The 13,743-nt window shown below is 63.8% G+C and carries 9 protein-coding genes; all 9 read right to left on the bottom strand.

Annotated elements, in window-relative coordinates:
* Positions 1–138 precede the first annotated feature (138 nt).
* The 9 genes from WM94_RS03770 to pilM all read right to left on the bottom strand — a co-directional run bounded on the left by WM94_RS03770 (position 139) and on the right by pilM (position 13,468).
* Entirely contained in the window at positions 139–1,557 is a 1,419-nt protein-coding gene (locus WM94_RS03770; protein ID WP_061550469.1) for an FAD-dependent oxidoreductase, read from the bottom strand.
* A gap of 106 nt (positions 1,558–1,663) precedes the next feature.
* The gene (gltB, locus tag WM94_RS03775) at positions 1,664–6,109 is read right to left on the bottom strand and encodes a glutamate synthase large subunit (RefSeq protein ID WP_061550470.1); all 4,446 of its coding nucleotides are present in this window, start codon (positions 6,107–6,109) and stop codon (positions 1,664–1,666) included.
* A 372-nt stretch (positions 6,110–6,481) separates the two neighbouring features.
* Positions 6,482–8,116: an SPOR domain-containing protein gene (locus tag WM94_RS03780; protein WP_061550471.1), complete on the bottom strand. Its 1,635-nt coding sequence runs from the start codon at positions 8,114–8,116 to the stop codon at positions 6,482–6,484.
* Between the two features lie 15 nt (positions 8,117–8,131).
* On the bottom strand, positions 8,132–9,229 hold the full coding sequence (gene aroB, locus WM94_RS03785) for a 3-dehydroquinate synthase (RefSeq protein ID WP_013974602.1): 1,098 nt from the start codon (positions 9,227–9,229) through the stop codon (positions 8,132–8,134).
* A 96-nt stretch (positions 9,230–9,325) separates the two neighbouring features.
* Positions 9,326–9,844 (bottom strand): shikimate kinase AroK, encoded by a 519-nt coding sequence (aroK, locus tag WM94_RS03790; RefSeq protein ID WP_015272136.1) that lies wholly within the window; start codon positions 9,842–9,844, stop codon positions 9,326–9,328.
* A 4-nt stretch (positions 9,845–9,848) separates the two neighbouring features.
* On the bottom strand, positions 9,849–11,117 hold the full coding sequence (locus tag WM94_RS03795) for a type IV pilus secretin PilQ (RefSeq protein WP_082810470.1): 1,269 nt from the start codon (positions 11,115–11,117) through the stop codon (positions 9,849–9,851).
* Positions 11,041–12,042, bottom strand: a complete 1,002-nt coding sequence (locus WM94_RS03800) for a pilus assembly protein PilP (RefSeq protein ID WP_061550476.1) — start codon at positions 12,040–12,042, stop codon at positions 11,041–11,043. The genes WM94_RS03795 and WM94_RS03800 overlap by 77 nt, the downstream gene beginning before the upstream one ends.
* Before the next feature lie 11 nt (positions 12,043–12,053).
* On the bottom strand, positions 12,054–12,590 hold the full coding sequence (locus tag WM94_RS03805; RefSeq protein ID WP_061550473.1) for a PilN domain-containing protein: 537 nt from the start codon (positions 12,588–12,590) through the stop codon (positions 12,054–12,056).
* Entirely contained in the window at positions 12,587–13,468 is an 882-nt protein-coding gene (gene pilM, locus WM94_RS03810; RefSeq protein WP_061550474.1) for a type IV pilus biogenesis protein PilM, read from the bottom strand. The genes WM94_RS03805 and pilM overlap by 4 nt, the downstream gene beginning before the upstream one ends.
* Between the last annotated feature and the right edge of the window lie 275 nt (positions 13,469–13,743).

A 13,743-nucleotide genomic window follows, 5' to 3' on the forward strand; every position in this document is an offset into this window, starting at 1 on the left:
TACAGCCAATAGACAGGCTTCGTCAGCCCCGGCCTCTTCGCAGCACAAGGCTGCTCCTACAGGACCTCGCCGAACCAATGAGTCATGTGTTGTTCTATGAGAGCTGGCTTGCCGGCGATGAGGCCAGTACAGGCAGCCTCAGACTTCCAGGTAGTCCAGGATACCTTCAGCAGCAGTACGCCCTTCGAAGATAGCCGTCACCACCAGGTCCGACCCACGCACCATGTCGCCGCCGGCAAACACTTTCGGGTTGCTGGTCTGATGCTTGAACTTGCCCTTCTCCGGCGCAACCACGCGGCCCTGGCTGTCCAGTTGGATGCCATGCTGCTCGAACCAAGGCGCCGGGCTCGGGCGGAAGCCGAAAGCGATGACCACGGCATCGGCCGGCAGAATCTCTTCAGACCCCGGGATCGGCTCCGGGCTGCGGCGGCCACGGGCGTCCGGTTCGCCGAGACGGGTCTCGACCACCTTCACGCCTTCGACCTTGTCCTCGCCGACAATGGCGATAGGCTGGCGGTTGTAGAGGAACTTCACACCCTCTTCCTTGGCATTCTTCACCTCACGACGCGAACCCGGCATGTTGGCCTCGTCACGGCGATAGGCGCAGGTCACCGACTTGGCGCCCTGGCGGATCGAGGTGCGGTTGCAGTCCATCGCGGTGTCACCACCGCCCAGTACCACCACCTTCTTGCCCTGCATGTCGACGAACTCTTCCGGCGACTTCTCGAAGCCCAGGTTGCGGTTGACGTTGGCGATCAGGAAGTCGAGCGCGTCATGCACGCCCGGCAGGTCCTCGCCCGGGAAGCCGCCCTTCATGTAGGTGTAGGTACCCATGCCCATGAATACCGCGTCGTACTCGGCGAGCAGCTGCTCCATGGTCACGTCCTTGCCCACCTCGGTGTTCAGGCGGAACTCGATGCCCATGCCGGTGAACACTTCACGGCGGTTGCTGAGCACGGTCTTTTCCAGTTTGAACTCGGGAATACCGAAGGTCAGCAGGCCGCCGATTTCCGGGTTGCGGTCGAACACCACCGGGGTCACGCCGGCGCGTACCAATACGTCGGCACAGCCCAGGCCGGCCGGGCCGGCACCGATGATGGCAACGCGCTTGCCGGTTGGCTTGACCTTGGACATGTCCGGGCGCCAGCCCATGGCGAAGGCGGTGTCGGTGATGTACTTCTCCACCGAGCCGATGGTCACCGCACCGAAGCCGTCGTTCAGGGTGCAGGCACCCTCGCACAGGCGGTCCTGCGGGCATACGCGGCCGCACACTTCCGGCAGGGTATTGGTCTGATGCGACAGCTCCGCCGCAGCCAGGATGTTGCCTTCGGAAACCAGCTTCAGCCAGTTGGGGATGAAGTTGTGTACCGGGCACTTCCATTCGCAATACGGGTTACCGCAGCCCAGGCAACGGTGCGCCTGCTCCACGGACTGCTGCGGCTTGAACGGCTCGTAGATTTCCACGAACTCCTTCTTGCGCTGGCGCAGCAGCTTTTTCTTCGGGTCCTTGCGGCCCACTTCGATGAACTGGAAGTCGTTGTTCAGACGTTCAGCCATTTTTCAAAACCTCTTTACCGCAGTTGCCAGCCTCAGGCTGCAAGCTGCAAGACGATCACTTGAGCACGACGGGCCCCGCGCACGGGGCCGTCACTTGCAGCTGTTGTTACTGCGGGTTGGCACGGGTGCTGGACAGCAGTTGCTTCAGGTTGGCTGCCTTCGGCTTGACCAGCCAGAAGCGCCGCACGTAGTCGTCCAGGTTCTCCGAGAGCTCACGCCCCCACTCGCTGCCGGTCTCTTCCACGTACTCGGCAAGGACCCGCGCCAGGTGGCTGCGGTAGGCCTCCATCGCTTCACCACTGATACGCTGGATTTCCACCAGCTCATGGTTGAGCTTGTCAACGAAGGTATTGTCCATGTCGAGCACGTAGGCGAAGCCGCCAGTCATGCCAGAACCGAAGTTGTAACCGGTCTTGCCCAGCACGCAGACAAAGCCGCCGGTCATGTATTCACAGCAGTGATCGCCAGTGCCCTCGACAACAGCGTGGGCGCCGGAGTTACGTACAGCGAAGCGCTCGCCAGCAGTACCTGCGGCGAACAGCTTGCCGCCAGTGGCGCCGTACAGGCAGGTGTTGCCGACGATGGCGCTGTGCTGGGTTTCGAACGGGCTGCCGGCTGGCGGCACGATGGTGACCTTGCCACCGGTCATGCCCTTGCCGACGTAGTCGTTGGCGTCGCCTTCCAGGTGCAGGTTCAGGCCACCAGCGTTCCACACGCCGAAGCTCTGGCCCGCAGTGCCCTTGAAGCGGAAGGTGATCGGTGCCGCGGCCATGCCCTGGTTGCCGTGCAGGCGGGCGATTTCACCCGAGACCCGCGCACCGATCGAGCGGTCGCAGTTGCAGATGTCGAGGCTGAACTCGCCACCGACCTGGTCGCGGATGGCCGGCATGGCCATTTCCACCATCTTCTCGGCCAGCTCGCCCTGGTCGAACGGCGGGTTCTTGTCGACTTCGCAGAACTGCGGCTTGTCAGCCGGGATGTGCGAGCTGCCCAGCAGCGGCGTCAGGTCCAGGTACTGCTGGCGCTCGGTGTCGCCTGGCAGCACGTCGAGCAGGTCGGTACGGCCGATCAGCTCGCCGAGGCTGCGTACGCCCAGCTTGGCCAGCCACTCACGGGTTTCTTCGGCGACGAAGGTGAAGAAGTTGATCACCATGTCGACGGTGCCGATGTAATGGTCCTTGCGCAGCTTGTCGTTCTGGGTGGCCACGCCGGTAGCGCAGTTGTTCAGGTGGCAGATGCGCAGGTACTTGCAGCCCAGTGCGATCATCGGCGCGGTACCGAAGCCGAAGCTTTCGGCGCCGAGGATGGCTGCCTTGATCACGTCCAGGCCAGTCTTCAGGCCGCCGTCGGTCTGTACCCGTACCTTGCCACGCAGGTCGTTGCCGCGCAGGGTCTGGTGGGTCTCGGCCAGGCCCAGCTCCCATGGGGCGCCGGCGTACTTGATCGAGGTCAGCGGCGAAGCACCGGTACCACCGTCGTAGCCGGAGATGGTGATCAGGTCGGCATAGGCCTTGGCCACACCGGCGGCGATGGTGCCGACGCCGGCTTCTGCCACCAGCTTGACCGAAACCAGGGCCTGCGGGTTGACCTGCTTGAGGTCGTAGATCAGCTGGGCCAGGTCTTCGATCGAGTAGATGTCGTGGTGCGGCGGTGGCGAGATCAGGGTCACGCCCGGTACCGCGTAACGCAGCTTGGCGATCAGGCCGTTGACCTTACCGCCTGGCAGCTGGCCGCCTTCACCGGGCTTGGCGCCTTGGGCAACCTTGATCTGCAGCACTTCGGCGTTGACCAGGTACTCCGGGGTCACGCCAAAGCGGCCGGTGGCCACCTGCTTGATCTTCGAGCTCTTGATGGTGCCGTAGCGCGCCGGGTCTTCACCGCCCTCGCCAGAGTTGGAACGCGCGCCCAGGCGGTTCATCGCCTCGGCCAGCGCTTCGTGAGCCTCCGGCGACAGTGCACCCAGCGAAATACCGGCGGAGTCGAAGCGTTTGAGGATCGCCTCCAGCGGCTCGATCTGCTCCAGCGGCAGCGGCTGGTCAGCCACTTTCACCTTCAGCAGGTCGCGGATCATCGACACAGGACGCTGGTCGACCAGCGTGGTGTATTCCTTGAACTTGGCATAGTCGCCCTGCTGCACGGCAGCCTGCAGGGTGTTGACCACATCCGGGTTGTAGGCGTGGTACTCGCCACCGTGAACGAACTTCAACAGGCCGCCTTGCTGGATCGGCTTGCGCGCGCTCCAGGCTTCGGCTGCCAGCAGCTTCTGGTCGCTTTCCAGGTCTGCGAAACGCGCACCCTTGATGCGGCTGGAAACGCCCTTGAAGCTCAGGCCGACCACTTCCTCGGACAGGCCGATGGCTTCGAACAACTGCGCACCACGGTACGAGGCGATGGTGGAGATACCCATCTTCGACAGGATCTTCAGCAGGCCCTTGGAGATGCCCTTGCGGTAGTACTTGAAGACTTCGTCCAGGTCGCCCAGCACTTCGCCGGTACGGATCAGGTCAGCCAGCACTTCATAGGCCAGGTACGGGTAAACGGCCGAGGCACCGAAGCCCAGCAACACGGCGAAGTGGTGCGGGTCGCGGGCGGTGGCGGTTTCCACCAGGATGTTGCTGTCGCAACGCAGGCCCTGTTCGGTCAGGCGGTGGTGCACCGCACCAACGGCCAGCGAGGCGTGCACCGGCAGCTTGCCCGGGGCGATGTAGCGGTCGCTCAGCACCAGCTGGGTCTTGCCAGCGCGCACGGCTTCTTCAGCCTGGTCGGCGATGTTGCGGATGGCCGCTTCCAGGCCGACGCTCTCTTCATAGTTGAGGTCGATCAGCTGGCGGTCGAAACCTTCGCGCTCCAGGTTCATCAGCGAACGCCACTTGGCGGGCGAGATGACCGGCGAGCTGAGGATTACCCGCGAAGCGTGCTCGGGGGATTCCTGGAAGATGTTGCGTTCGGCGCCCAGGCAGATTTCCAGGGACATGACGATCGCTTCGCGCAGCGGGTCGATCGGCGGGTTGGTCACCTGGGCGAACTGCTGGCGGAAGAAGTCGTACGGCGAACGCACGCGCTGCGACAGAACGGCCATCGGCGTGTCGTCACCCATCGAGCCGACTGCTTCCTGGCCCTGCTCGCCGAGCGGGCGCAGGACCTGATCACGCTCTTCGAAGGTGACCTGGAACATCTTCATGTACTGCTTGAGCTGGTCGGCGTCGTAGCTGGCCACGCCCTGGTCATCGGTCAGCGTCGCCTGGATGCGCGTGGCGTGCTGACGCAGCCAGCGCTTGTACGGGTGGCGCGACTTCAGGCGGTTGTCGATGGCGTCGGTGTCGAGGATCTGGCCGGTTTCGGTGTCCACGGCGAAGATCTGGCCTGGGCCAACGCGGCCCTTGGCGATGACGTCCTCGGGCTTGTAGTCCCATACGCCGATTTCCGACGCCAGGGTGATGTAGCCGTTCTTGGTGGTCACCCAGCGCGCCGGGCGCAGGCCGTTACGGTCGAGCAGGCACACCGCATGGCGGCCTTCGGTCATGACGATACCGGCCGGGCCATCCCACGGCTCCATGTGCATGGAGTTGTATTCGTAGAAGGCACGCAGGTCGGCGTCCATGGTCTCGACGTTCTGCCAGGCTGGCGGTACCAGCATGCGCACGCCACGGAACAGGTCGATGCCGCCAGTAACCATCAGTTCCAGCATGTTGTCCATGCTAGAGGAGTCGGAGCCGACGCGGTTGACCAGCGGGCCGAGCTCTTCGAGGTCGGGGATCAGGTCGTTGGCGAATTTGGTGCGACGGGCCATGGCCCAGTTGCGGTTGCCGGTGATGGTGTTGATCTCGCCGTTGTGGGCGAGGAAGCGGAACGGCTGCGCCAGCGGCCATTTCGGCAGGGTGTTGGTGGAGAAGCGCTGGTGGAACACGCAGATCGCGGTTTGCAGGCGCTCGTCACCCAGGTCCGGGTAGAAGGCCGCGAGATCGCGCGGCATCATCAGGCCTTTGTAGATGATGGTCTTGTGCGAGAAGCTGCAGATGTAGTGGTCGGCGTCGTGGGCGTTGGCCACGGACGAACGGCGACGGGCACTGAACAGCTTGATGGCGAATTCCTGGTCGCTCAGGCCTTCACCGCCGATGAACACCTGCTCGATCTGTGGCAGGCGCTCAAGGGCCAGGCGGCCGAGCACGCTGGTATCGATCGGCACTTTGCGCCAGCCGACCAGTTTCAGGCCAGCAGCGAGGATTTCGCGGTCCATGTTGGCGCGGGCAGCTTCCGCTTTGACCGGGTCCTGGTTGAAGAACACCATGCCGACGGCGTACTGCTTGGGCAGCTCGACGGCGAAGTGCTCCTGGGCCACGGCACGCAGGAATTGATCGGGCTTCTGCATGAGCAGACCGCAACCGTCACCGGTCTTGCCGTCGGCGTTGATACCGCCGCGGTGGGTCATGCAGGTCAGTGCCTGCATGGCGGTTTGCAGAAGGTGGTGGCTCGGTTCGCCCGTCATATGGGCGATCAGGCCAAAACCACAGTTGTCCTTGAATTCTTCGGGATGGTACAGACCTGTTTTCATAGACACATTCTCACCAGGTTCACCTCTCAACGGAGGTAAATCTCTTTTTTAACAACCACTTACCATCCACGCCGATCAAACGCCAGCTTTTTTGCGGTGGCCATGGAAAACCATTGTTGCACAGCGACAGCGATGCTCACAAATTTTCATGTCTCACCATTGAAAATTTATGTCGCAATTTTGAATGTTTTTGCGCCATGCGCCGTGATACCGGCTTGGCTCGAGTCTGAAGCGTTTCAGCCATGACTGCAAGTAAGGCTTGTGGCCGGCAGTCTGGGACAGAAAAGCCTGCCGCGTGACAACGCAGCAGGCTAGTCGAAAGTCAGTAATCGCTCAGCAACTGGGCGGCGGGGTGGTGCCGCCCGGAAGGTATCAGCGGGCCGAGGCCAGCTCTTGTTGGACGCTGGCGACGGTACGTGGCCAAGGTTTACCAGCCTGGACCTTCGCTGGCAAGTTCTTGATTGCCGCAACCGCTGCGTCGCGGTTGGCGAAGTTGCCGTAAGTGACTACGTACAGCGGCTTGCCCTGCAGGTTTTTCTTGAAGTAGCGATAGTCGCCACCTTGAGCCTTCACGAACGCCTGAGCCGAAGCCTCGGAGCTGGTACCCAGGATCTGCACCACGTAATTGCCCGGTTTCTGCCCGGCGTACCAGCCGCTGTTGCCGCTGCCACCGGCTGCCGGCTTCTCGACAGGCTTGGCGGCCGGCTTGGCCACGGCGACCTGGGTCGGAGCTGGTGCAGGCTTGGCAGGCGCAACCGGCTTGGCAGGTTGGGTTGCGACAGGTTTTGGCGCAGGCGCAACCGGCTGCGGTTGCGTCTGTACTGGCTGGGCTGGCGCCGCGGCTACTGGCTGGGCAGGTACCGGTGCCGGGCCCGCTGGCACACCTTGCGGCGGCGCGATGGTGGTCACGGTTGGCGGTGGGTTGCCTGGCTGCAGGGCGGTATCACCGGCCGGGCTGCCCTCTTCACCCTCGCCCATGCCCGCGGCCTGGGCCAGTGGCTCGCGCATCACCGGCTGCGACTGGCCAACCAGCGGCAGCGGCATCGGCTGGGACGAACCCGAGAACTCGATAGCGGGATTGCCACCATTGGCCTGGCCCTCGCCTAGCGGCAGCTGGGCCTGGGCGGCCGGCGCTTCGGCAGGCGCCTTGTCACCTTTCTTCGGCATCAACACCGCGGCCGCAACGGCGACCACAACCACAGCGGACAGCGCGAGCACATGTTTTTTAGGCATCTTGAACCCCATGGATGGTCGCTTGGCCGTCGAGCGGCTGGCGATCATGGCTTCGATCAAAGTGTCACGGGCGACCTGGTTGATGTTGCCAGGCCAGCCGTCGGAGTTTTCATGGATATCGACGATCTGTTCACGGCTGAACACCTCGATGCCCCGGCCAGCACCTTCCAGGCGCTGCTCCAGGTACTCGCGGGTTTCTTCTTCACTGTAGGGGGCGAGTTCGATGATGTGGAAGCGTTCTTCCTCGATATTGATCTCGTCCAGCCCGGCAATCAGCGACGGCTCACCGAACAGGAACACGTGCGGGCGCCCTTCCGGTACACCCGCCGCCAATTCCAGCAACGCTTGGAGTGCCGACTCGTCGAGTTGTTCCGCATCGTCCACCAGCAAATACACTTCCTGGCCGGTCAGTGCCAGTTGCACCACCTTGGCCAGGATCGCCTGCATTTCGGCCTCGGCCACATCCAGGTTCTGTGCAACCTGGCCGAGTACGCTGGCGGCATCGCTGGCGCCACGGGCGGACACCACCACACTCTGCACCGCCTGCTTGTTGGTACTGGCCACCAGGGCCTGGCGCAGCAGGGTCTTGCCACTGCCCAGCGGGCCGGTGACAACCAGCATCAGCTGGCTGTAGCGCGCCAGGTGATGCAGCTGGCCGAGCACGGGCTTGCGCTGGGCCGGGAAGAACTTGAAGCCGGGCACACGGGGCGCGAACGGATCATGGCTCAACTGGTAATGGTCGAGAAAGGCCTCATCGGCATGCAAACTGGTCATTGCGCTGTCACAACCTCAAAGCTGGGCCACGATCGCGCGGTAATCCGCCGACAACGTGGCCTGTAGAATCTCTTTCGGATAGTCGTCGGTCACCACGGCCTCGCCCATCTGGCGCAGCAGCACCAGACGCAGGCGGCCGTCGAGCACTTTCTTGTCGACCGCCATGTGCTCCATGAAATGCGCCGGGGTCATCTCCTGTGGTGGCACCACCGGCAAGCCTGCGTCCTGCAACAGGCGGATTCCGCGATCGCGCTCGGCCTGGTCGATCCAGCCAAGGCGCATGGACATCTCCAGAGCCATCACCGTGCCCGCCGCCACGGCTTCGCCGTGCAGCCACACGCCGTAACCCATGTGGGTCTCGATAGCATGCCCGAAGGTGTGCCCCAGGTTCAGCGTGGCGCGCACGCCAGACTCGCGCTCGTCGGCACCCACCACCGCGGCCTTGGCCGCGCAGGAGCGGCGGATGGCTTCGGTCAGCGCCACCGGGTCGAGGGCACGCAGTGCCTGCATATTGTCCTCGAGCCAGGCGAGGAACGGTTTGTCGCAGATCAGGCCGTACTTGATCACTTCGGCCAGGCCTGCGGACAGCTCGCGCGACGGCAGGGTCTTGAGGCTGGTGGTGTCGATCAGCACCGCATTGGGCTGGTAGAAGGCACCGACCATGTTCTTGCCCAACGGGTGGTTGATGCCGGTCTTGCCGCCGACCGAGGAGTCGACCTGGGACAGCAAAGTGGTCGGCACCTGGATGAAGTCGACGCCGCGCTGGTAGCAGGCGGCAGCGAAGCCGGCCATGTCACCGATCACCCCGCCGCCCAGGGCAACCACGGTGGTGCGGCGGTCGTGCCGTGCAGTCAGCAGGCCATCGAAGATCAGCTGCAGGGTTTCCCAGTTCTTGTGGGCTTCGCCATCGGGCAATACCACCGGCAGCACCGAATAGGCCCCCAGGGTCTTGCTCAGGCGTTCGAGATACAGGGGCGCGACGGTCTCGTTGGAAACAATGGCAACCTGCCGCCCGGCAATGTGCGGCGCCAGCAGCTCTGGCTGGTCCAGCAGGCCTTCGCCAATGTAGATCGGGTAGCTACGCTCGCCCAGGTCGACCTTTAGTGTCTGCATGTATCCCCACAATGTACTTGTGCGCGGCGCCGCTCGGGCACCTACGCGGTTACGTTGAACCTCGCCTCGGCGCTGGTGGCCGAGAATAGTCCCGGGCTAACGGGGCGGCAACTGCTGCAAGCGCTCGAGAATATCGATCACCACCATGCGTGGCGGCCGCTCGTCGGTTTCTACCACCAGGTCGGCGATCTCGCGGTAGAGCGGGTCGCGGGCTTCCAGCAGGGCGCGCAAGGTCGCCTCGGGATTGGCGGTGCGCAACAGGGGGCGATTGCGATCACGCGCGGTGCGACCAACTTGCTGTTCGACCGAAGCATGCAGATAGATCACCCGGCCACCCTGGTGCAGGGCCTTGCGGTTGGCTTCGCGCATTACCGCGCCACCGCCGGTCGCCAGGACCACGCCATCGAGTGCGCACAGCTCGGCGATCATCGCCTGCTCGCGGTCACGGAAACCCGGCTCGCCTTCCTTGTCGAAAATCCACGGGATGTTGGCGCCGCATCGCAGTTCGATTTCCTTGTCGGAATCCTTGAACAGCAGGCGCAGCTCTTTGGCCAATAGGCGTCCGATGGTGCTTTTACCAGCACCCATGGGCCCCACAAGTATCAAATTTCGCACAGAATCAACGACTCACAGCAATCGCCTGGTCACTCATGATACGCGGAGTCAGGAAGACCAGCAGCTCGGATTTTTTCTCTTGTAATGCATCGCGTCGAAACAGCCGCCCAACATACGGCAGATCGCCGAAAAATGGCACCTTGTCGACCACATTGTTTTGCGAAGTCGAGTACACGCCACCGATCACGATCGTTTCTCCGTCCGTCACGCGAACCTTGGCATTGACCTCGTTCTTGCGGATCGGCGGTACGTTGTTCAGGGCATTGACGTAATCCGGCTCGTCCTTGGTCACCCTGACGGTCATGATCACCTTGTTGTCCGGGGTGATCTGCGGAGTCACTTCCAGCGACAACGAGGCTTCGCGGAACGCTACCGAGGTGGCGCCGCTCTTGCTGGTTTCCTGGTACGGCACCTCGGTGCCTTTGAGGATCCTGGCCGTTTCCTTGTCGGCCGTGACCACCTTGGGCTGCGAGATGATTTCGCCGTTGCCGCTCTTTTCCATGGCACTGAGTTCCAGGTCGAGCAGCACATCGCCACGCAACAGGCCCAGGCCGATGCTGCCACCCACCCGCTCCACCCCGAGATCGACGAACAGATCCTTGCCCGGGCGCGGGCTCTCGACATACAGCGGCCCACCCCAGCGCACCCCCAGGCTTTTCTCGTAATCGACGTTGGCCTCGACGATACGTGCCTCGATCGCCACCTGACGCACCGGCACATCCAGCTGCGCCACCAGTTGCCTCAGCTCGGCAAGGCGGTCTGCCGGCTGGTGCACCACCAGCGTATTGGTGCGCTCATCGACACTGAGGCTGCCCCGACCTGTGAGGATGCCGTCATCCGCCAGGCTCGCCAGCAGCAGCTCTGCCAGCTCGGCGGCCTTGGCGTGATGAATGGGCAACAGCTCCCGACGCAACGGCTGCAACTGTGCATCCAGCGCCTGGCCCACATGGGCATCGACAGACTGCGCGGCAAACTCCGCCGCGGGCGCCACCAGCAGCACATTGCCCGCTTGTCGCCGGGCCAAGCCCTTGCTGCGCAGCACCAGATCCAGCGCCTGGTCCCATGGAACATCCTCAAGGCGCAAGGTGACGCTACCCTGCACGGCATCGCTGGCAACCAGGTTGACACCGGCATAGTCAGCCAGCACCTGCAGCACCGAGCGCACTTCCACATCCTGGAAGTTCAGCGACAGTGGTTCACCCTGATAAGGCATTGCCGACGCCAGCGGGAACGGCAGCAGGGCTGCCAGCATCCATTTCATCAATCTTTTCATCGTCATCCGGGGCCTCCTTGCCCAGGTGCTTTGCCAGCGTGATGAACGCCGTGCGTTCATGCCACCCCCCTGCCATGAACAGCCGTTCGCGTACTTCGACCTGGGATTGATAAACTCTCGCCACCACCCCCTGGTCACGCCCGACCCGGTCCCCTGGGCGTACGCGATAGAGCCTGCCCGCCGCCATCAGCAGTGCTTCGTGTTCCGCTCCACGTGACAGGCTGCCGACCATCTCCAGTTGCGCCAAAGGCACGCCGGCCAACCCGTCGCCCGCCAAGCGCGTCGCTCCAGGCGCAAACGGGTCGACTGCGGGCACTGCCGTCCCGCTCCTGGCAGGCATGCGCGCAAGCATCGCAGGCTGCGACACAGGCGCCAGCGCCTGATAGGCATCAACCCGCAACTGCAGGCGCAGCAGCCCAGGCTTGCCATCTGCTGGAGCCAGTTGCAGGTCACCGCTGCGCAACACACGCGCCTGGCCCAACCAGTCACCCAGCCACTGGCGCAATGCCGCGTATCGCCCCACCACCTGTAGCTCCAGCGGCACCTTGCGGAAACCGGCCAGCTGTTCGTCTTCATGGACGTCGAAGCGTTCGATCAGCAAGCCATGCGCATGCCCCGAAGCCGCCAGGCGCTCGAGCAGGTCACTCATGCCCTCACCGGCCGCCAGGTGCCAGTGCGCCTCGCGCAAGCGTTGCTCGGCGATGGTTACCGACGCGTGGAGTTGCTCCAACTCGGCCAGCTGCACCGCGCCGGCTGAATGCTGTTCGTGCAACTCGGCGTGCCGGGCCTCCTCCTGCGCCTGCTGTTGCAGCGCTGCAGGCAGACGTATGGCGCAGCCCAGGCCGAACAACGCCAAGGCCACCAGCAATGGCGCCAGCTGCCTGAAGCGGCTGGAGCGCTCGGCCATGGCCAGCCAGCCGAGCACCTGTGCAGCATTCACGACCAGGACGCCGAAACGCGCGCCCCCAGCAGGAATTCATCGCCGCCTGGCAGGCTCCTGATGCGCTTGATCTCCAGACCAACCAGCGCACTCGAGCGGCTCAGGTCACGCATGAACTGCGCGACCACGGCACCTGACTTGGCCAGCCCGGTCATCTGCAAATTGCCATCTTTCAGGCTGAGGTCGAGCAGTTGCACACCCACCGGCAACGCCCGCTCGAGGTCAGCGAACACCCCGGCCAGCACATCCTGATGGGCGCGCAGTGCTTCCAGCGCCGCCGCGCGTGCCAGCAGCGCCTCATGCTGCGCATGCACATCGGCCAGCGGCTGCAACTGCTCGCCCAACGCCTCAAGGGCTGCCTGGTGCCGGGTATTGGCCAGCGCCTGCTGCTCCCCGCGCTGGCGGGCCAGCTGGTCGACCAACATCACGCCACACAGGGCCAGTAGAGCGCCGGCGACCAGTTGCCTGCGGAAAGACTGCAACGCGGCTTGGCGCTGCCGTTCGCGCCAGGGCAGAAGGTTCAGCCGCATCATCGACGCAATCCTCCGAGAGCCAGGGCGCAAGCCAGAATCATCGCACCATCGACGCGTTCCAGGCGCGCCAGGTCAGGCACCAGGCGACACGGAAGGTTCAGCTGGGAGCCGAGGCTTTGCAACTGGCCCGCTTCGACCGGAGAACAGCTGGCAATCAACAGGCATTCCGGCAAAGGCTCACCGGCGAGCAAGGCCAGCAGGCGCTCTGGCAGCGCACCGGTTATCGTCGACAGCCCCAGGCTCAGCTCACGCCGTTGCTGAGGCTGCCCCGAATGCCAGCCATAAAGGATGGTGCTGTGCGCCTCGATACGCAGCAACGCCGAGCTCTGGTGCCGGCCCTGCGGCAGCATGCGCCCCAAGGCAATGCAGTCGACCTTCACGGCCTCCAGTTGCAGCCCTGCCTCCTCGACGATGCCTTCAAGTGGCGCCAGTGCGCTCTGCCGACATGCCGCCACCATCACCTCGGCGCAGCCTGGCTGGACGCGAGAACCGCCCAGGACCTGAAAATCCAGGGCCAGGTCTTCCAGCGGAAATGGAAACAGCCGTTCGGCGTCAGCCAGCAGCTGCGCCTCCACTTCTGCACCGCCCTGTTCCACTGGCAGGTGGCACAGCTTGCAGATCACCTGGTTACCCGGCAGTGCCAGCGCGACCCGGCGCTGTCTGAGGCCGCTGCGCCTGTAGGCGCGCCTCAAGGCAGCCGCAACGGCGCCAGGCTCTGCCGCCCAATCACTGCCAGCCAATGATTCGAACGGCTCTTGTACCGAGGCAAGCACCCGGCAGCGCCGGTTACGCCGCTGCAGTTGCACAATCCGAACGGAGTCAGGGGCAATTTCCACCCCCACGAGTGAACCGGCATCCTTGCCGAAGCGTCCTAGCATCGTGGCATCCTTGTTGTCTGTCGCCGCCATCTTTCGCGGCTACCTGCCCCAACCCCGCGTCAGCACTAGGCCGCGCCTGCCCGTCGAGGCGACGGGCAGCCTGGCCGGTAACCCGGAGAGGCGAAAAAATGCTTATAATGCCCAGCGTTGTGCGACACGTGTAACGTGTCTCCCGTCCCAAGCTGTAGGGTCAGCTTGAGAGATTCCCAAAGGAATCAAATACTTGGGTATCCATCCCCTTGAACCAAAACCCGCCCAGAGGTCCCTCGCCTTAA

It is taken from the genome of Pseudomonas sp. ABFPK (assembly GCF_001586765.1).
In the GTDB taxonomy this organism is placed as follows: domain Bacteria; phylum Pseudomonadota; class Gammaproteobacteria; order Pseudomonadales; family Pseudomonadaceae; genus Aquipseudomonas; species Aquipseudomonas asiatica.